The sequence below is a fragment of the Sphingobacterium paludis genome (assembly GCF_004364125.1).
In the GTDB taxonomy this organism is placed as follows: Bacteria; Bacteroidota; Bacteroidia; order Sphingobacteriales; family Sphingobacteriaceae; genus Sphingobacterium; species Sphingobacterium paludis.
Map to the genome: position 1 here is coordinate 488772 of NZ_SNZV01000002.1, position 19576 is coordinate 508347.

18 protein-coding genes are annotated in these 19576 nt (G+C 44.2%); 8 read left to right on the forward strand and 10 right to left on the reverse strand.

All coding sequences use genetic code 11. The annotated features are described in order from the left end of the window. Positions 1-53: 53 nt before the first annotated feature. Positions 54-629 (reverse strand): pentapeptide repeat-containing protein, encoded by a 576-nt coding sequence (locus B0I21_RS20465; protein ID WP_133639356.1) that lies wholly within the window; start codon positions 627-629, stop codon positions 54-56. 170 nt (positions 630-799) lie between these two features. Here B0I21_RS20465 and B0I21_RS05005 point away from each other — a divergent pair, with 170 nt between their 5' ends. The 3 genes from B0I21_RS05005 to B0I21_RS05015 all read left to right on the forward strand — a co-directional run bounded on the left by B0I21_RS05005 (position 800) and on the right by B0I21_RS05015 (position 3372). Further along, positions 800-2677 carry an acyltransferase family protein gene (locus B0I21_RS05005; protein WP_133639357.1) on the forward strand — a complete coding sequence of 626 codons (1878 nt, stop codon included), beginning with the start codon at positions 800-802 and terminating at the stop codon, positions 2675-2677. 177 nt (positions 2678-2854) lie between these two features. Further along, the gene (locus tag B0I21_RS05010; protein WP_133639358.1) at positions 2855-3040 is read left to right on the forward strand and encodes a hypothetical protein; all 186 of its coding nucleotides are present in this window, start codon (positions 2855-2857) and stop codon (positions 3038-3040) included. A 77-nt stretch (positions 3041-3117) separates the two neighbouring features. Continuing rightward, positions 3118-3372, forward strand: coding sequence for a hypothetical protein (locus tag B0I21_RS05015; RefSeq protein ID WP_133639359.1), 255 nt, complete (start codon positions 3118-3120; stop codon positions 3370-3372). A gap of 16 nt (positions 3373-3388) precedes the next feature. Here B0I21_RS05015 and B0I21_RS05020 read toward each other — a convergent pair whose 3' ends face one another. Both B0I21_RS05020 and B0I21_RS05025 read right to left on the reverse strand, forming a co-directional pair. Then, on the reverse strand, positions 3389-3727 hold the full coding sequence (locus B0I21_RS05020; protein WP_243835952.1) for a cupin domain-containing protein: 339 nt from the start codon (positions 3725-3727) through the stop codon (positions 3389-3391). 193 nt (positions 3728-3920) lie between these two features. Continuing rightward, positions 3921-5222, reverse strand: coding sequence for a sensor histidine kinase (locus tag B0I21_RS05025; RefSeq protein ID WP_133639361.1), 1302 nt, complete (start codon positions 5220-5222; stop codon positions 3921-3923). 215 nt (positions 5223-5437) lie between these two features. On the opposite strand from B0I21_RS05025, the gene B0I21_RS05030 reads away from it, so the two are divergent. Continuing rightward, complete coding sequence (locus tag B0I21_RS05030; RefSeq protein ID WP_133639362.1) at positions 5438-6769, forward strand: PQQ-dependent sugar dehydrogenase; 1332 nt, start codon at positions 5438-5440, stop codon at positions 6767-6769. A gap of 71 nt (positions 6770-6840) precedes the next feature. On the opposite strand, the gene B0I21_RS05035 is transcribed toward B0I21_RS05030, so the two are convergent. The 5 genes from B0I21_RS05035 to B0I21_RS05055 all read right to left on the reverse strand — a co-directional run bounded on the left by B0I21_RS05035 (position 6841) and on the right by B0I21_RS05055 (position 10923). Beyond that, the gene (locus B0I21_RS05035; protein WP_133639363.1) at positions 6841-7113 is read right to left on the reverse strand and encodes a hypothetical protein; all 273 of its coding nucleotides are present in this window, start codon (positions 7111-7113) and stop codon (positions 6841-6843) included. A gap of 163 nt (positions 7114-7276) precedes the next feature. Continuing rightward, on the reverse strand, positions 7277-8035 hold the full coding sequence (locus tag B0I21_RS05040; protein ID WP_133639364.1) for a LytR/AlgR family response regulator transcription factor: 759 nt from the start codon (positions 8033-8035) through the stop codon (positions 7277-7279). Continuing rightward, a complete protein-coding gene (locus tag B0I21_RS05045; protein ID WP_133639365.1) occupies positions 8032-9075 on the reverse strand; it encodes a sensor histidine kinase in 1044 nt (347 codons plus the stop codon). Before B0I21_RS05045 ends, B0I21_RS05040 begins: the two co-directional genes overlap by 4 nt. A gap of 86 nt (positions 9076-9161) precedes the next feature. Next, positions 9162-10250, reverse strand: a complete 1089-nt coding sequence (locus B0I21_RS05050; protein WP_243835953.1) for an AI-2E family transporter — start codon at positions 10248-10250, stop codon at positions 9162-9164. 64 nt (positions 10251-10314) lie between these two features. Then, positions 10315-10923: a hypothetical protein gene (locus B0I21_RS05055; RefSeq protein ID WP_133639366.1), complete on the reverse strand. Its 609-nt coding sequence runs from the start codon at positions 10921-10923 to the stop codon at positions 10315-10317. Between the two features lie 288 nt (positions 10924-11211). Here B0I21_RS05055 and B0I21_RS05060 point away from each other — a divergent pair, with 288 nt between their 5' ends. Both B0I21_RS05060 and B0I21_RS05065 read left to right on the forward strand, forming a co-directional pair. Then, on the forward strand, positions 11212-14394 hold the full coding sequence (locus tag B0I21_RS05060) for a SusC/RagA family TonB-linked outer membrane protein (RefSeq protein ID WP_133639367.1): 3183 nt from the start codon (positions 11212-11214) through the stop codon (positions 14392-14394). 6 nt (positions 14395-14400) lie between these two features. Beyond that, positions 14401-15954, forward strand: coding sequence for a SusD/RagB family nutrient-binding outer membrane lipoprotein (locus B0I21_RS05065; protein ID WP_133639368.1), 1554 nt, complete (start codon positions 14401-14403; stop codon positions 15952-15954). 64 nt (positions 15955-16018) lie between these two features. Here B0I21_RS05065 and B0I21_RS05070 read toward each other — a convergent pair whose 3' ends face one another. After that, a complete protein-coding gene (locus B0I21_RS05070; RefSeq protein WP_133639369.1) occupies positions 16019-16471 on the reverse strand; it encodes an SRPBCC family protein in 453 nt (150 codons plus the stop codon). 3 nt (positions 16472-16474) lie between these two features. Continuing rightward, entirely contained in the window at positions 16475-17140 is a 666-nt protein-coding gene (locus B0I21_RS05075; RefSeq protein ID WP_133639370.1) for a DinB family protein, read from the reverse strand. A 233-nt stretch (positions 17141-17373) separates the two neighbouring features. Here B0I21_RS05075 and B0I21_RS05080 point away from each other — a divergent pair, with 233 nt between their 5' ends. After that, positions 17374-18081: a response regulator transcription factor gene (locus B0I21_RS05080; RefSeq protein WP_133639371.1), complete on the forward strand. Its 708-nt coding sequence runs from the start codon at positions 17374-17376 to the stop codon at positions 18079-18081. After that, on the forward strand, positions 18082-19458 hold the full coding sequence (locus B0I21_RS05085) for a HAMP domain-containing sensor histidine kinase (protein ID WP_133639372.1): 1377 nt from the start codon (positions 18082-18084) through the stop codon (positions 19456-19458). Positions 19459-19576: the final 118 nt, after the last annotated feature.

Below are 19576 nucleotides of genomic sequence, written 5' to 3' on the forward strand. Positions count from 1 at the left end.
TGATCCTTTGCCAGATTTTATCGTAGCTTTCTAGTATGGGGTCGTTACGCAATTTACTTCGAAATCAGGATATCATGCTTTGCTAACAAACCCTCGACACCCAAGATGGAAAACTTTGCGCGCTTTAGGCGGTTTTGTTCCGGATCTATCATATAGCTATACGAGGTTCGAAAATCTGCTTTCTCCAGGTTCGTTTGATGAAATAGCGCACGTTCCATGTTGCATTCGTCAAAAATGGACGCACTGAGGTCAGCCTCCGAAAAATCAACCTCGTTAAGCATACAAGCTTTGAACGATTGTCCTTTGAGTTTTAATTTCGTGAATGAGCTGTGCTGCAGCTGACAATGCTCAAAGCGGAATGCCAAGCCAAAAGTGCTGCACGCTGAAAATGTAACTCCCATAATCTTGCAATGACTAAATAGGACATCCTGGAAGCTGCTTCGCGTTACATTAACCAAACTCAGATCGCAGTTTCTGAAGGTGCAATCCAAAAATCGGCAGTCGCTAAGGTCTAGTTGGTTTAATAGGCACGAATCAAAGACACAGCTGTCAAATTCAATCCCTCGAATATTGGATTGCGGAAAGGAACTCTTCGTAAACGTATGCTCCTGATAGTATTCTTGTCGCATGAGTATATAGGGCCTAGCTATCTTGTTAAAAAACCAGCCGCAAGGTAATCATTCCTGCAGTATTTTACGGTCGCTGCTTGGCGGATTTTAGCTTCGTGAAGAGCTGATTTCTTGTAACTGCTTTTTTAGAAAAGATAATTCCATATATTTAGTGCTGGAAAATCGCTTTTATGCTGCAAGCTGACCAAAACAACATACGCTACGATATTATTTTTCTACGTTGTGTCGCCGTGGTTGCTGTAGTATGCTATCACTTCGATTTTCATATCTTTCGAGATGGCTATGCCGGCGTCGACGTGTTCTTTGTATTGTCAGGCTTTCTGATGACGCAAATTATCGGCAGAAAGATCAGCAACGGCCATTTTTCATTAGTTGATTTTTATTATCGGAGACTGGCAAGAGTGGTGCCCGCACTGTTAACGGTGTTGCTATTCTTTTTTGTCCTCATTTATTTTGTGTTAGGCATAAAATTGTATGATTTTAGTCGATTTGCCTTTTCGAGTTCGCTCTTTATTTCCAATATCCATTACTATCGCGCTGCAGGATACTTCTCACCATCATCACAATTAAATTTCCTGCTCCATACTTGGTCTTTATCCGTAGAATGGCAATTTTACATGCTGTATCCTTTGTTTTTGCTCGGTGCAGCGACGCTACGAAGGCGGTATAGCCATCTCTTTATAATGCTCGTTTATGTGCTGCTGTGTCTATCCTTTGCCTCGATGCTGTATTACATGCGTTTCAATCCGAAATTTGCATTCTTTATGTTTCCTACCAGGGCATGGGAATTCCTCGTTGGTGGGCTGGCTTATTTCCATGGGCGTAGGGTACAGGATTACTTTTCCTTACGGGTTCGTCATCTCCTCACTTCGTTTTTTATCGTTCTACTCGTGGTGTCTATGCTGGGATTGATCAGGCTCGGTGGCTTCGGTTGGCCATCAGTTAGCACATGGTTGCCCGTGGGGTGTACAGCAGGTATCCTGCTATTGGCACCGGAGCTTCGATTCTTCAAATTTCCCGCCATCGTCTATCTCGCTCGTATTTCCTATAGTTGGTATTTATGGCATTGGCCTATCGTTGTGCTATGTACCTACTTTGTTTGGAACCAGAAGCTCGAGCAGCGCATGCTATTTTTCTTGATCTCCCTTATTTTAGGCAGCATAGCGTATTTCTTAGTGGAACGACGGGGGATTTTTCGTAAACCCGCAGCCCTGATAGCGGGACTCTTTGTTACGCTTACCCTTACCTTTTCCATCACCCAGATATCTTGGCCGAAGTATCTTACCGCGGCTAACCTGCCGGAGATCGCGAACTTTCAACGGCATTACACAGCTTCTTTTGCAGATGCACAATACAATGTTGGGAAGGGCCATCTTTTAGCAAATTCACCTCTCCAAGAATTTGACAAGAATGAACTGCATAACTTTTCAGATTCCTTGCCAAATTATCTTCTTCTTGGCGATTGCCATGCCGGTATGTTTTCAGCGACTCTCCGCGATCTGTCGCAGAAACATCATGTACATCTTCTGCAAGCCACCGGCGACGAGACTTTTCCCGCTCCACATGTTCGATCCGCATATCAGGGACCGACCGATTTAATGCATTATATGTATGACACGTATCTGCCTAGGCATATCAGCAAGATAGATAAGGTTATTTTATCAGCAAACTATGCGGGATATTCGAAAAAGCAACTAAGCGCCTACTTGAGCCAGATCGATGCATTCTTTGGGCAATACAATGTTCCTATTATCTACATTGGCCAAACGGAAAACTATCGGATAGAGTATCCTGTAGTTGAAGTTCTGCGAAAACGTTTCGGAGTGCGTCCAGAAAAATATCTACGGGCAGAGCGATATAACGCCAATGCGTTTCTAAAAGGCTCGCCTATCGCCTCGCAGTATATTGATGTGTACAACCATCCGGATATCGCTCGCGCTGATAAGCGTGCTACCTACTTTTACGATGCAGACCACCTTTCTATCTTCGGAACACAGCAATATGCAAAATTACTGGAAGAGCGAATTTTCTCCACGCCTTCAAGATAGCGTGTTCCTCTAGCCGTGACCGATCAGCCTATCTGCTAATGCTATGCTCAGTCGGCGTGCTTATTACGCGATAAAATACATTCTACCTGTTGCTGAAACGTAGATATACGGATAAATGTTTTTTTCACAACCATTGCGCAGTCAAATAGGTTATCTCACTACCAAAACATGAAAAAGATGCATAAGAAAACATTACTTGGAATGGCGTTAGCGATTAGCTTTTTTGCAATACAAGCATGCCAACAACCCGTTAAGAATCAGGCGCGCCCAGAAACGACAACGCCGACTGTGGACGAGGATAAGGCCTCGGGAAGTCAATTAACGGATAGTACAGAAGTAGTTCAAGACTCGACAAGTCTATAGCGGATGAGGAACTTTTAAACAAGTGTTTCAGCCGTTTCTACACAATAGATCTAAAATACCATTTAACACTATTCATTATGGAACTGACATTGCCAGAACGGAGAATACGCATTATCAAAAGCACGGAAGATAAACACCTCGGTACGTTTTACGAAGAGGTTTTTAAGGAATGTGATGATAACAAAGACGTGATTGAATCATTTTACGAGATAGAACGTGCCTTTAAGGCGAATCCTAATTACGAGTTGCTGCATGGTGCGCGTGAGCGACTGTCGATCAGTTTTAGGGATATACACTCGATGCAAGAAATCCGGTTTGTTGCCGAAGATTAATCTGGGTGATTCGTGCTTATCGCGGATCGAGAAAGTCTGTTCGCGAAGGCGTAAAGGAGTCTATAAGTTCGCCAGCTTCTAGACAACTACAGCCGTGAACGGCATTCGCCGGCACAATACAGGTGTCTCCTTCTCGTAAAATATGCTCATCACCGGCTATACTGAATTTGAATTTTCCCGAGCTAACATACGAAATTTGAATATGCGGGTGGGTGTGCAACTCGCCAATCGCACCTTTCGCGAACCTTACTTTTACGACCATAAGTTGATCATTGTGCGACATCACCTTCCGTTGTACACCATTCCCCAAATCGAACCAGGCAATATGCTGGTCTATTCCAAAAAGATTTTCCATAGTCATGATATGAGCTTGCCTAAGCATTAAATAGAATGCGAGAACGCGGAAACGTCCTCGCACTGTTCATAATGAAACAAGTATGCAATTGGCGTTGGCACTTGAATATATTCACTATTAAACAGATTCAAAAATAAGAAAAAAAAGCCAAGAATGCCGTGTAACAGCTGATATTACTTAGCCTCAGTTGTTGCTATAAAGGTGTCAATATCGCCTTTTTTTCCGGTATTCCTACGGGGAGAACGATAGAAAATATGGTGCCTTTGCCCTCTATACTTTTCACAGCTATTGTTCCAGCGTTTTGTTTTATCAATTCGTAACTTAGCATAAGGCCGACACCTGAACCTCGCTCGCCCTCCGTGCCGAACGATGGTCTTTGAAGCGATCGGAATAGCGCTTTTTCATTTTCCGTGTTCATGCCCATGCCATTATCAATGACCTGCAGCGTCACTTTGTCCACGGAGCGCCTGCCCTGAAGAGTTACCGTGCCGCCCGCGTAGCTGAATTTTATAGCATTGCTAATTAAATTTCGCAAGATCATGCTCAGCTGATCACGGTCTGCAAATACAAATGTATCGCGATCAATGTCAATAGCAAAGTCGATCGCTTTTCCGCTGGCTAGCCCCTCCAAAAAGTAACAAGTTTCTTGCACTGCGCCCGCGAGATATACATGGGATTTGGTCGTTTGCAGGCCTCCGAGGTTATTACTGCTCCAGCGTAAGAGGTTTTCCAATGTGCTGTCTAACTGCTTTACGCGCCGGTCGACCAATTTTATCGATTCTTCCGTAATCTGAGGCGATATAAACCCCTCCTGAAATAGCGCGATAACACCCTGTAAGGAAGCCAGGGGGCTTTTAATGTCGTGCGCGATAATAGAAAATATCTTCTGCATATCCGCATTCATCTTCTTGAGCTCGTCACGTTGCTCTTCGATTTTTTTCTGGTAGCCATATTGTATCCGCTTAAAAAAAACTACAATAAAAGTTAGAAACACCAAAGCGCCAATCGTATTCACTAGCTGCCGACCTACAGGTAAGGCCTCACGTGCGGTAAGATGCTCTGGTAGAAAAGTGGCTAGCAATATAACGGTGGTAACAGCTAAACCCGCCATCACTTGTATCCATTTTTTATCGTATACCAATAACGCGACGATGAGCACACAGAGTAGGTAATAGACAGCTCCATTTTGGTATAGAAAACAACCTGTAGCAAATAACAGGAAGTTAAACGTAAGAAGAACAAAACGACCAGCATCGTAATGACGCCTTACGTGTAACATAAGTACTAGCGCAGAGGCCCCGCTAGTAGCCAAGTTAATAGTCGATAAAAGGTATCGGCCATGCAGCATATTGCAGATTGCAAAAAAGAAGGTCAACGGGATACAGCTTAACGCAATAAGATTCAGCATCTGCACCCTTCTGCTCTCGAGATAGGATAATTCGCCATGGACACCAATGTGCGTGAGCCTTTTGTAAAGTGACAAAACAGTTTCCATGCCGTTGCAAAAAAAGAGTAAGATGAAGGGGTTAATAATGTTGTAAAGTTAGTTATATTCCACTATATACATGATTCGACAACTAAACTATTTTAAAGCAATTCATCTGCTGGTCATCCTACTAAGCCGAATGGAAGAACTTTTCGCGCTTCTGTTGGTTCGTAAAGGGGAGCGGTGTTCACGCTTTCGGAGTTATGAACAAAACAAAAATTAATATGATAACACAACATTCGTCGGGTAGTACCCCAATATGGCTGTCGATGCTAGCTGTATGTAGTTTGATGTGGGCCTGTGGTGGCTCTACCGAGAAAAGGAAGGCAGACAATCCAGATTCGTCGGCGCAGGAAAGAGAGTTTGGTATGCAGATCGTCCCGCAGGAACCTTTAGCCACCCCGGCGAAGAATAAGTTTTCCAAAGTGAAAGGCTGGGAAGATGGAGAGACGCCTACGGCAAATGCAGGATTTCAGGTAGTCCGATTTGCAGATAGTTTGAATAGCCCCCGGAATGTATATGTTGCAGCAAACGGTGATGTCTATGTAGCGCAAGCACGTACGGAAACCAAAGGCGATGATAAGAAGGCTGATTCGCACAACGAGTTTCGCAGCAAAAGTCCAAATAACATCATCCGTTTGCGCGACACAGATGGTGATGGTGTCGCCGATGAGCGAGAGACGGTTTTAAGCGGGCTCGCTCAACCTTTCGGCATGTTGATCGCAGGCAATTGGTTTTATGTCGCCAATACAGATGGTTTAATGCGGTATCCCTATCGTAATGGCAAGATCGATACCAATGGCAAAAAAATCGTTAGCTTACCCGCAGGCGGCTATAACAACCACTGGACACGCAACATCATCTTGAACGCGGATAGTACGAAAATGTATATTTCCGTTGGATCTGGAAGTAATGTGGGAGAGAATGGGATGGAGCATGAGGTCAGGCGGGCTGCCATTCTAGAGGTAAACCTTGACGGATCTGGTGAACGCATCTTTGCATCCGGGATTCGTAATCCGGTCGGCATGGATATTGAACCGCATACCTCTACTTTATGGACTGCTGTTAACGAGCGCGATGAGTTGGGCGACGAATTGGTTCCCGATTATTTGACAAGCGTTAAAAATAACGGCTTTTACGGTTGGCCGTATACCTATTGGGGAAAGCACGAAGATCCACGTTGGAAGAATAAGCTGCCTAAAGATATGGCGCAAAAATCGATCACGCCAGACTTCGCTGTCGGCGCGCATACCGCCTCTTTAGGGCTGTCCTTCAATAAGGCAGAAGGTTTCCCAGAGGGCGCATATATTGGGCAACATGGATCGTGGAACCGCTCAACCTTTTCCGGGTACAAAGTAATTTTTGTGCCGTTTTCGAAAGGCAGACCCGCAGGCGAAGCACAGGATTTCTTAACAGGATTTATTAGTAATGCGGATAATGACGAAGTTTACGGACGGCCCGTAGCAATTGCCTTCACCCCAAAGTATATGCTAGTGACGGATGATGCGGCTAATATTATCTGGACCGTTATGCCAGAGAACGTTAGTAAGAAGTAATCCGTACGCGGTAACTAGGGCTGTGTTTTAGTGCAGTAATACCGTTTACCGATTCCAATACAGGAAGATGCTTAGTAATAGGCCGGCTGCAGGAGCGGTCGGCCAAGTTCATCTTTTTCAAAAGCAGCCAGAAATATAACGCTGTGTCCTTCCAAAAGAAGGAAACGCGAGATAAAATCCTCATTACGTTTCGTCGATTCTACGCGTAAAATGAAATCCTCATCATCGAGGTCAATGGTAGCGAATTTCACTTCTTTCGATACTTGATAAAGCTTTCCGATCAGATGTGAACGATCTAAAATCGTTCGGATAGAAGTTTTGAAAATTAATACATACTTTTTCATGTGCGTACTGTTTATTGCGTAAGTTGTTCGTTGCAAGCCCACCATCCATGCTTGTGCAAATATGGGCGCAATCCTACACAATCGTATGTAAAAATAGGCCGAACCGGACATTTTTTCGGCCGAACCGCCCTACTGACCGGCAAAGGATCTCACCAAAGCGAGGTCAGCCTTCTAGCCACTGTATGAAACTCTGGTATTTTTCCTTACTAACCGATATTTTTATCGGGTGTTCTACCCGTAGCGAAAGTATCAATTTCCGCGATAAGCTGGTATTCGCGTAGGCTACAGTCGCTCGCTTAACAATATGTTGTCGGTTTACGCGGAAAAAATCGGCGCCGAGCACCTGTTCCATTTCTTCCAGTGTCTTGTTGACTAAATATTCTTTCCCGGTTGCGGTTTTTACAAATACATTCTCGTATTCGATATAACATAGGGCGATGTCTTGAAGCTGGATCGGTGTGATTTTGTCACCGTTGATGACGATGAGCGACTTTTTATTGGATTCTGCAGCTTGAGTAGCCTGTGTCACAGCCTCGACCAGATCTGTGGTGCCTTTATTGAATGTTTGTCGCAGCAGCTTATACTTCGCTATTGTATTGAAGATACTTTCGTCCGAAAAAGGTTTTAAGATATAGTCCAAACCAAATGTTTTAAAGGCTTCAAGCATATATTGGTCATAAGCCGTACAGAAAACAATAGGCGCCTTTGGCGAAATCTGTCTAAAGATGTCAAAGGACTCTCCATCACCCAGTTGTATGTCGCTAAAAATCAAATCAACATCTGGTTCGTGTCTTAAAAACGCAATAGCTTCTTTTACGCTGGAAAGCCGCGCGCATAGTTGAGAGGACGGTTCAATCCGCTTTAGCGTAAGCGCCAGATCTTCAGCGGTCAGATCTTCATCTTCAATGATAATTATTTTCATTCGTGAATGATTTTAACATAAACCTCAAAGCAGGATGGTTTTTCACGTATAATGACGCTATCCTTCAAGTAATAGCTGAATCGCTCCTTCAGGTTGTTCAAGCCATAGTTATTGGTGTCCTCCGTGGCGCTTTTGCGTAGGCAGACATTGTTTCTGACGATGATCCATCCATCGTCCTGTATAATATCAATATGCAAGGGATTCTCGATCGTGTAATGGTTATGTTTGAGTGCATTGTCCACCAGCGGTTGTAACGAAAAAATGGGTAAATGCGCCTTAAATACATCGTCAGAGACTGTAATCGTATACTGTATAGCCTCCCGAAATCGTATTTTCTGCATAGATAGGTAGTCTTCACATAGCTTGAGCTCTTGCTTAACGGTGGCCAAACCATCGTCAGACGTCAAAAAACTGCCGCGTAGATAATCCGATAGTTGCAGCAAATAGGATTCAGCCATGTTCGTGTCTTTCTTGATCAGTGATTTTAGACTGGAAAGAGCATTAAATAAGAAATGCGGCTGTACTTGCTGGCGCAGCATTTGGTTGATGGCGCGTTCCTTTAGTTTATCCAGTTTCGAACGCTCGAGCTCTAGCTGATTTTTAAAGTAATCGGTCATCAAGAAATAGAGCCAGAGGAGAACGATGAAGTCTAGGACAGCGGCGTGAAAAGCTGTCAACAAAAAGAAATTTATAGGTGAAGACTGAATAATCTTATTCTCTTCAGGCGAGATCGTGCCAATTTCTTTGGATAAGATGATCGAGAAAAGGCAGATACCAAAGGTCATGATATATCCGAGGAGCTTAACTTTAAAAGGCGATTTTATAGGGTCTTTAACATCAAAGTGGATGTGGGCAAAAAGATTACACAGAATTACCCCAAAAAAGACGATGAAAGCCACAGCAGTACTTAGCCAAAAGCGCCCTTGATCTTTATAGAGTGAATCAACAATCAGTATGGATACGATGCATATGGAAAACACAGCGCTGCGTTTTATCCAATACTTTAACGGATAACGATTCTTATTTTGGAGAAAACCCATAGCTCAACAGTATATGTCTGCAAAGATAGCGGTTTATTCGTTATTACCAGATTTGGCTTTCTTAGCCGGAGATAGGTGCCCGACCACTATTGACGCTTCTTTCGGAACGGAATTGTTCGCTTTCTTTTCTGTTCCGTCCCAATCAAAAAGCCGTAGGGTTTTAAAGCGTCAACCCGATCGCATATTATTTTGCAAACGCCGATAACGGGAATGGCTAGAACCATGCCTGGTATGCCCCAAATCGCTTCTGCAACGACTAAACTGATGATTGTAAAGAGTGGGTTAATATTAACTTCGTTTCCCACTATAAGTGGTTCTAAAAGATAGGTTTGCACAAATTGTACCGCCGCATAAATTGCAATAACCAATAAAATCATATCGCCTTTTCCGCCCTGAGCAACGACCCCTAGTACAGTAATGCCCGTCCCGGTTAAGTTGCCTACGAAGGGGATGAGTTCTAACAAACCACATAAAATGGCAAAAAATATGGCATTTTCTACCCCGATGAGGGAAAAGCCTAGACCATAGAGTACCCACAGTACCAAGATCATTTTAGCCAAGCCGCTTACATAATGTGCTGCTACCTTCGTTGAAGAATCGATAATATCTACTGTCTTATTGGTTGGGCTATCTTTGGCAACTTTAAGAATGAATTCTTTTATGCGTCCCCGGTAAAGTAAAAGCAGGTAGCTGTATACAATAACTAAAATGGTATCGACGGCCATACTCATAAACCCAGAAGCAAAGCTTGTTGTCAAACCGCTAGTTTGTTGGCTGGCTTTCATTTCTTCCTGTGCGATCGCTTTCTGCTGCTCTTTATCAATACCAAATCTATCATCTACCCATTCCTGAATTCGAGATAGGAGAGACGATAAATTTTGTTTCATGGCATCCACATTGTCGGAAAAGCTTTGTAGTTGCCAATTCAGAAGAAAAAATAGACCAGCAGCGACCAGTAAAAAAACGAGTACACAAAGCAAGGCTGTGAGCCACCGCGGAAAGCGCTTCCGCTCCAAGGCGTTGCTTGGCGCAACAAACAGCATAGCTAAGATACCGGCAATTGCCAGCGGAGCAAGAATGCTTTTAGCAAAAAATAAAATGACACCTACAAGTACCGTGATGGCAAGTAGTTGAAATACCTTCGTCGAGGTATGCATACCCGATGCGTTGTTCATTGTTTTTGTTGTGTTAGCGGCTAAGTAAAAGGAACGACATCATGTACAGATACAGAAGATCGTATTATTTCTCCTCTACAAATGTCCAAAGGTTACGCTTTATTTTGTGGAATGTATTGTCTTTTAATAGGTATAGATCTGGTCCTTCCGTCCACTTTTCTTCGCCTCTAGTATATTGTAGCAAACGATAATCGACCCGGAGAGTATCGCCATATTCTTGGATACGGAGGTAGTCATAGTCGGAAAAGGTTGATGCTCCGCTGGGGCGAAGGTAGCAATCTTGTGCAACCACGGTTTCCGCAACCTTATCGTTAGGGAAATAGCGCGCAATAAGTTTTTTATGTTCGTCGGAGCCCTGCTTCCCAAGTCCGAGCGCAGTGGTAAGCTTGCAACGCTCGCCATCACAGCCACTGCCGCCCATTGCCGCATAGAAAGCAGCTAACGCTTTTATTGGTTCTTTCAGTTGCGAAGCTACACCATCATGGATGTTGCCAGGGATGGAGTCCGTGTCGTGAATCAGATCATAGCTTACCGAATCCTGTATCTTCGCGTCATGTGTACTGTCATCTTCGCGTTCCGATGCCGCTTCTTGTTTATTTGTCTGCTGCTCATTGTTACAAGCCCCCAGCGTAATAGCAATCCCCAACAGAAAGGTTAGATATAAAGTCTTCATATGAAATTATAACCTTGAAAAAAGTTAATAGTTCATTTAATTTTATATTGATCTATTGTTCAGTTGTTTACGCTTTTATTTAATACAAATGACATTTTTTTGATTATGATAGTCTACTAAATTAATGGAATAAATGTACATTTGCCCCTGAGAAATTTACATCCATTGTGAAACTATGTATCATACTATCTGTTGCCGAATGTCTTTAGGAGATAATTGAGCCAAAAATTGTCTCCGATAATTGCTTTTTAGCTCGTACAAGAATTTTTTCAAACCAAAGTCTTTGTAATGAATACAAAAAACTACCTAAGTGTAGTGGGGATCGCTGTTGCCTGTTCGATTGGGCAGCTCTATGCGCAAACCACACTTAAAGGTCGTGTAATCGACCAAAATAGCCAGCCTATAGCTGGCGCAACGGTTACGGATAACCAAACAAAAGCACAAGCGTATACGGATGGCAACGGCGGTTTTTCGCTGGGCGTCAACGCAACACAACCGTCCATAACGATCAGTTATATTGGGTTTCGCGACACGACAATAACGGATATCAAAGAAGGAACACTTGTGATTCAGTTATTACCATCCGCTGGCGAATTGTCAGAGGTGGTGGTTACGGCATTAGGCATCTCGCGCGAGAAGAAAGCCTTAGGATACGCCGTACAGGAAGTTAAGGGCGTAGAACTACAAACACGCCCGACAAATGCGCTCAGCGCCCTATCCGGTAAAGTTGCCGGATTGCAGGTGGTTAGTTCAGGAGGAAATATGGGCGGCTCGTCCCGCGTAACATTACGTGGCGTAAATTCCATTTCCGGAAATAACCAACCCTTATACATTGTCGATGGTACACCGATAGATAATCAGGATCTTAATTCCATAGCGACCATAAATGGCAGTGCCGGCAAAGATGTAGGAAATCTTATTCAGGATATCAATCCGGATGATATTGCTAATATCTCGGTGTTGAAGGGTCCTGTGTCGGCAGCATTATACGGTTCGCGCGCGGCAAATGGTGTTATCATGATCACCACAAAAAAAGCGAATGTAGGTGATCGCACCTCCATTTCGGTAAACACAGGGTTGGATTTCGAAAACATCGTACGTCTTCCAAAGCGCCAAAAGCTGTATGGCCAAGGGTATTCACCGGAGTTTCAAACGGTCAATATTAATGGCGCTGATTACAAGATCGTAGACTATGCTTCCGATGAAAGCTGGGGGCCGTTGCTCGACGGAACTAATGTCTTACAATGGTATAGCTTAAACCCGGAAGATGCTTCCAGCTATTTACAGCCTACGCCTTGGGTCTACCCAAAAAATGATGTCAAGTATTTCTTCCGTACAGGAGTTGCCAATACCAACAATATTGCCATTGCCGGCAGTGGGGATAATACGACCTATAGGTTATCGTATACGAACAAGAACGTACGCGGCACGACGCCCAATTCCAGATTGGACAGAAATAGCCTGAACTTTTCCGGAAGCACACAGTTGGGCAAGTTGAAAGTAAGTTCCGTATTAAATTACGTACAGAACAAATCGCTAGGCAAGCCTTGGGCCGGTGCGTCAAACCGAAACATCATGCTAGAAGCTTTCCAATGGGGGGCGGTGCAGGTTGATTACAAAATACTGGAAAACTACAAAAGAGCGGATGGGACGCCTTTAGCGTGGAACCGTACCGGATGGCAGAACACGCCAGCGGCTGAAGCTACTCGTTTTATCGACAACCCATATTGGTCTGCATATGAAAGCTATCTGGAAGAAAAACGTGACCGCGTGTATGGAAATATTGGACTAGAATACCAGGCAACCGACTGGCTGACTTTACAAGCAAAGGTGCATGGTGACATCTATAGTTTTGATTCGCAAGACCGGATAGCGGCTTATTCCCGTAGTACTTCCCAGTATGAAGAATCCGCTAATAAATTAAACGAGTATAACTACGAGTTTATAGCCTCGGCGAAAAAGCAATGGAATGATTTTTCTTTGCAAGGGCTTATCGGAGCCAACATCCGCGATATGCAGCGTAAGGTAGACTACGGCATCACGCAAGGTGGGCTGATTATACCCAATTACTATAATTTGAAAAATGCTTCTTCCGTATTGATTGACAACAACAAATACCACAGAAGAATTTCATCGGCTTTCGCCAGTGCTTCACTCAGTTACCGCGATATCCTCTTTCTAGATGGAACCATCCGTAACGACTGGTCTTCTACACTGCCGATCGATAGCTATTCCTATCTGTACCCTTCTGTCTCGGGTAGTTTTGTGTTTAGTCAGCTAGAGCCATTTCGCGATCTCTCCTGGCTGTCATTTGGTAAAGCCAGAGTAGGGTTGTCTTGGGTGGGTAATGATACCGAGCCGTACAGCCTGTATAAAGTGTATATGGCCGATCAGTCTTTTGCCGGATTACCGTCGTATAGCTTACCATCTGTATTAAACAATCGCGAGCTGAAGCCGGAAATAACAAAGTCTTGGGAAGCGGGTTTAAATATGCAATTTTTCAGAAACCGTTTAGGTTTTGACTTTACCTATTACAATAATTCTACACGCGATCAGATTTTGCCAGTACCGGTATCATCGGCGTTTGGCTACGAATACAAGGTCCTTAACGCCGGCCAGGTGGATAACAGTGGGATAGAGATTGTATTAAATGCTACGCCGGTTCGGAATGATAACTTTCAGTGGAATGCCAACGTCAACTGGGCACGAAACGTCAACAAGGTGGTTAGGCTCGATGATCTTGTGAACACCTTAACCCTTAGCAATACGTTGGTAAACCTCGTGGCGCGCGAAGGGGAATCCTACGGACAGTTGCTGGGCTACGATTTTGTGTATGCCAATGACGGGCAGCGCGTGGTGCAGGCTGATGGTACATATATGCGTACGTCGCAACTTGTTCCTTTGGGCTCCGTATTGCCCAAGTTTTTGTTCGGTTTCCAAAACAATTTCACGTACAAGAACTTTAACCTCGGGTTTCTGATTGACGGGCGTGTAGGGGGCAAGTTCTTCTCGCAAACGTATAAAGTGGGTATGTACGCTGGGGTGTTGGATAGAACTGCAGCGAATAATGTGCGGGAAACCGGCGTGGTGCTGGATGGTGTTAAGGCCGATGTAACATTCAATCCGGATGGTACCTACGCGGTAAGCAATCCAGTAACCAATGATACGCGTATAACCGCGCAACAATGGGCGCGGAATGAATACAATGGACCAACAACGTTTTCTATCTTTGATGCCACGTTCGCGAAACTTAGAGAAGTGACATTTGGCTACACCTTTCCACTACCCCATGCAAAAGTTATCAAAAATCTGGGCGTATCAGTATATGGACGGAACCTTTGGAATATCTATACCAAGAGTAAATACATCGACCCGGAGTTTACCTCCAGTGGCGGTAACGTACAGGGCATAGAAGGAGGAAATATTCCTACGCCAGTAACCTATGGTTTCAATGTAAACGTTAAATTCTAAGCCATTATGAAAGTAATTAAACATATATATTCGTCGGGTATCACAGGGCTATTGATCTTAGTTTTTGCAAGCTGCTCCAAGGAAACCTTTACCGAGATCAATACCGATCCGAATAGACCTGTAGCGGTTTCCACCCCATCTATTTTGGTCAGTGCAGAAAAGCAATTGATGAATACGTTGCGCAACGAAGAAATGAACTTACGAGGTGCGCAACTTTATGCCCAGTATTTTAGTCAGAATATCTACACGGATCAGTCACGATACGTGGTAACAAATAGCTACGCAGACAACTACTGGACGGGGCTTTATAAGGCCCTCAATAATCTTAATGAGATTATCCTTTTGAATACGGATGAGGCAACGCGGGCTACAGCGACTGCGGGAAATGCGGGAACAAATGCCAACCAGATTGCCATTGCACGCGTGTTAAAAGCATTTGCATTTCATTCGCTAACGGATGTTTTCGGTGATGTTCCTTATCAGTCGTATGGCAATGCCGATCCAGATTTCCAAGCGCTGCAGCAAAACCCGGATAATTTAACCCCGGCTTATGCCAGTCAAGAAAAGATATACACTGATCTGCTCGAGGAGCTGAGGCAGTCTGCCGACACGCTCCAGAAATATGCTGCCGCGACTACTTTTGGCAACGCGGACATTATTTACAAAGGACAAAATGCAAAATGGGCAAAATTTGCAAACTCGCTGCGCCTAAGACTGGCCACGCGGATAGCGAAAAAAGATCCGGCAAGAGCGCGTACACATATCGAAGATGCGTTGAGCAAGGGTGTCTTTACTTCCAATGCCGACAATGCGACGTTTAAATATACGGCGACTTCGCCCAATGAAGCTCCACTTTACCGCGCAACGGTTATTGCTAACCGTAAAGACTTCGCCGTATCGCACGTGTTGATCGAAGCATTGCAAGGAAGGCGAGGGCCTTTCACCGCGAGCGACCCCCGACTGCCGAAATTTGCCAAACCGAACGTCAAAGGGCAATACGTGGGACAGCCTTATGGCTTAACGCTTGCTGCGGGCAACATGTTTCCTACAGATTCGATCTCCCTGCCCGGCGACCTGATTAATGCTGCAGATTACGCGGAGGTGCTGCAGGAATATGCTGAAGTCGCTTTTCTCATCGCCGAATACAGAGGCTGGGATCAGGCGGCCTATGAACAAGGCGTGCGCGCCTCGCTGGAGAAGTGGGGCGTAACAAGTGGTGAAGCTGCCGCATACGTAGCCGCCTTGCCCGCAGCGAACCAGGAGCGCGTGCTTAGCCAGAAGTATTTAGCCCTATTTAATCAAGGCGTAGAAGCCTGGACAGAAATACGTAGAACGGGCTATCCCTTATTTTTAGTTAAGAAGGACGATATCATTTGGTCGGGCATTCGCTCAGGAAGCACAGTCACCTTTCGATTTACACCAGAGGTGGGCAGTGCCGCCCCAACCCGGTTCGTGTATCCCTTGAAAGAGCAAAGCACAAACCGCGCAAACTACCAAAAGGCATTGGCCAATCAAGGAGACGATGTAACCAGTACAAAGCTTTGGTGGAACAGGGAGTAGTTTATTGATCTTGTTTTATTACCCATACGCGGGGATTTTTTTGTTCGGAAATCCCCGCGTGTTTTTAACTTTTTTCGCAGATATGCTTGAGCTTGTGAAGAGCTCGTGGCCAAGCCTCATCAAAAAAGCTTGCATCCTGCTCGGGGCTGTCGACATCTACGGTAACGGTGGTTACCCCGGCCTGTTCTTCGAAGGTATAGTTTTCAAAGATTCCGGCCCAAGCTTCTACTTTCGGTCCGCTTGTGATTTCTTCATCTCCGTCCAACATACCGTAATGCCGTATTGAAATAAATTGGTCAGGGATATGCTCAGCAATTTCAGCGATCATGCCTTGGCGTTTGCCATTTTCCGATGGTCCAAGGAAGTATATTTTATCGCCTTTATTCCAACCACCACTGTAGTCAGAAGCAGGATCAAATGCTTCGGTCCACTGTCTGTAGGTATCCCGCTCGAGCATAATCCTAAAGACGTTATTTGCTGCCGCATGAATATCGATGCGATAGGTTGACTTTTTCATGCGTTACTTTTTAGGAAATTTAGGATTTGCCTTTATTTCTTCGATTTGTTTGGTGTGCCGGGCGCAGTGGGCAGCGATGAAGAGTAAGTTTTGATGACCATTCACGGTGCCCGTGGGGTACTCACTAATATGGTTTTTTAGATCCTCTTCGTTCGCTTGTTTGATGAAAGCTAATACGGGTTTTCGCGCAGCTGTGAAATCCTGTAGTGCTACTTTCACAGCGGTATATTTTCCCGTGGGCTGTAGCTCAGCTGGGGCTTTAAACTTTTGGCTGCGGTCGCCCATCATGTGTTTTAAGTTTTCATCGTTCACTTTCACTTCCGCCTTACGTTCAGGTTGTGGCGCCTTGGCAAGCTCCTTTTTTGCCATTTCGAAAAGCATCGTTTCCGATAAAATGATGTGTTCCAAACACTCCCCAATAGACCATTGCTCTGGGGAAGGTTTAAAGGCAAGCTGCGCAGCACTAAGCCCCTCCACCTGTGCTTTCAAATTTTTAGTCGTTTCTTCAAAATACTGGATCAGCGAATCGATACTCCCCGATTTCCTCGCTGCATTTTGTGCGGGCTCCGTGGTGTTTTTCCTGATCGTTCCAGCTAGCGTACAGTTGCTGCTGATGGCCAAGGCAAGCGATAAGCAAATGGCCAGATACATGTTACTCCAAGTTTTCATGTTTATAAGTTTATGGTGAAATCGTACTATCTTACAACGCAAGACTTACCTCAGTAAATACCTGCGTTGATACACACAATGTACGGATATTTTAGGCGAACTCGCTTGGCATAGGGCAAGATTTGCATCACACGTAAGGAAAGGCGGTAAGGAAAGCCTCCCGTCTTATGAGGGATTATCGTTAAAATATCATAATTTAGCTCTTATAAACCTATTATGGTGAAGAATAGCTTATGGATGTACAACGCATATTATTGGTAGAAGATGAGAAAAATGTTGCCGAGGTTATCATCCAGGGACTAGAGGAAGACGGCTATCAGGTGTTGCATGCCAGTAAGTATGAAGATGCATTGTACAAATTGCAAAACAACAAGGTAAGTCTGGTGATTTTAGACGTTTTGCTTCCCGAAATGAATGGCTTGGAAATCTGTCGGAATTTTAGATTGTTGGGCTATACCGATTTGCCCATTCTGATGGTCACGGCATTGGGAAGCCCGGAAAATGTCGTGTTAGGTTTAGACAGCGGTGCCGATGATTATTTATCGAAGCCCTTTAAACTGATCGAGCTGAAAGCACGCGTGCGCACACTGATAAGAAGGAAGCAAGAAATCACGAAACAGGTTCAGGCAGCAGAAAAGCGTCTTTTTACGTACAAATTTCTGGAAATCGATGATTACAAGAAAATTGCCTATGCGGAGGGACAGGACTTAAATTTAACATCGACGGAATATCGCCTCTTACTTTTGTTCATTCAGGCTCCGCAGAAAGTCTTTGAACGGAGTGAGCTGCTAGACAAGGTGTGGGGAATAAATTTCGATATAGGCTCGAATGTGGTTGATGTGTACGTGAACTATCTTCGAAAAAAAATTGAGAAAGTAACACCAATAAAGATCATACATACTGTTATCGGTATGGGTTATGTACTAAAAATCGAGAATTAGATGCGTAACTACAACAAGATTCTATATGGGCTTATCGCGATATTAGTGATTTACACGGTATCTTTCGTAGTTTTTATCTTTTATTCCATAACCAATTTTGCCTTTACAGATTTTTACAAGCGCTTAGAGCTGCGCCGTAATTTAGCTGCAGAAAGGATTTTTAATGGCAAAAGTAGCGGCATACAATGGTCGTTGACCTATGTAGAAGAACTGGACAAACAGAAAGAATTCATCGTTGAGTTTGACAAGGATAACCGGATTGTCCACAGTAGCGGCTTCGATAAAGATCTCTGGGGCCGGATTGATAAACATGCAACAAGCAATTTCAAAATAGGCAATACCTTTTACGCCACAAAATACTACCTCCAAAAAGACAAACACTTTATTTTAGGCGTCTCCGCCGAGAACTATTTTTACACCCATCACTTAAATTACCTACGCAACCTGTTGATCATTGCTGTACTCCTTGGGGTGTTGTTCGTCATTGTGATCTCCTTGTTTGTAAAGCGCTCATTCATCAAGCCGATCAGTGAACTCATAGGGGAGGTCGAAAAAATAGGTTCCGAAAATCTATACCTACGTTTGACCGTGGGGAGCGAGAAAGGCGTGTTGGGTAAGTTAGCCGATACATTCAATAAGATGTTAACGCGCATCGAGACATCATTCGAAACCCAGAAAAATTTTGTGAGTAATGCTTCCCATGAGTTAAATACACCGCTAACCTCGATTATCGGTATCGCGGATTTGGCATTATCCAAGGAACGCAGTGTGGACGAGTATAAGCACTCGATACAAAAAATAGCTGATGCCGCTGAAAATCTGGAAAAGAAAACAAGCGCACTGTTGCTGTTGGCCCGTACAGGCTTTGAAAATAACAACCAGACATTCAAACCCGTCCGTATCGACCAAATTGTGATGGATGCCGAAATGACCGTGAAGGCTATTAATGAACACTTCCGGATAAAAACAGATTTCAGCATGCTGCCGGATGATAGCATGAAATTAAAGGTCAATGGCTCGGCGCCGCTATTGCAATTAGCTATTTCCAATATCGTATCTAATGCCTGCAAGTATTCCGCTAACAATACGGCCTACGTTGCCTTGGGGGCATTCGATAATGGGGTATTAATATTAATTAAGGACGAAGGAATCGGAATTCCCGAAGAGGAATTAACCTATATTTATGACCCTTATTTCCGAGCATCCAATACCACAAATTTTTCGGGCTATGGTATTGGGCTGCCTCTGGCGCGAAATATCATTAAAATGCATAATGGCCAACTTTCTGTCTCTTCATCGCTCGGTAAGGGAACCACGGTCAGGATAGAGATTCCCACGATAGATCCTCGATTGCTTCGAAACATGAGGCTAGCATAGCGTCGTGCTAGTTAAGCATGCAATCCATTGTTTCCAATTCATTCCGGCGGGAAAGATGCATTTCGATCGCACTTTTAATCCCATTTTAATACAGCGAAGTTTTCTAATCCTATTCTAA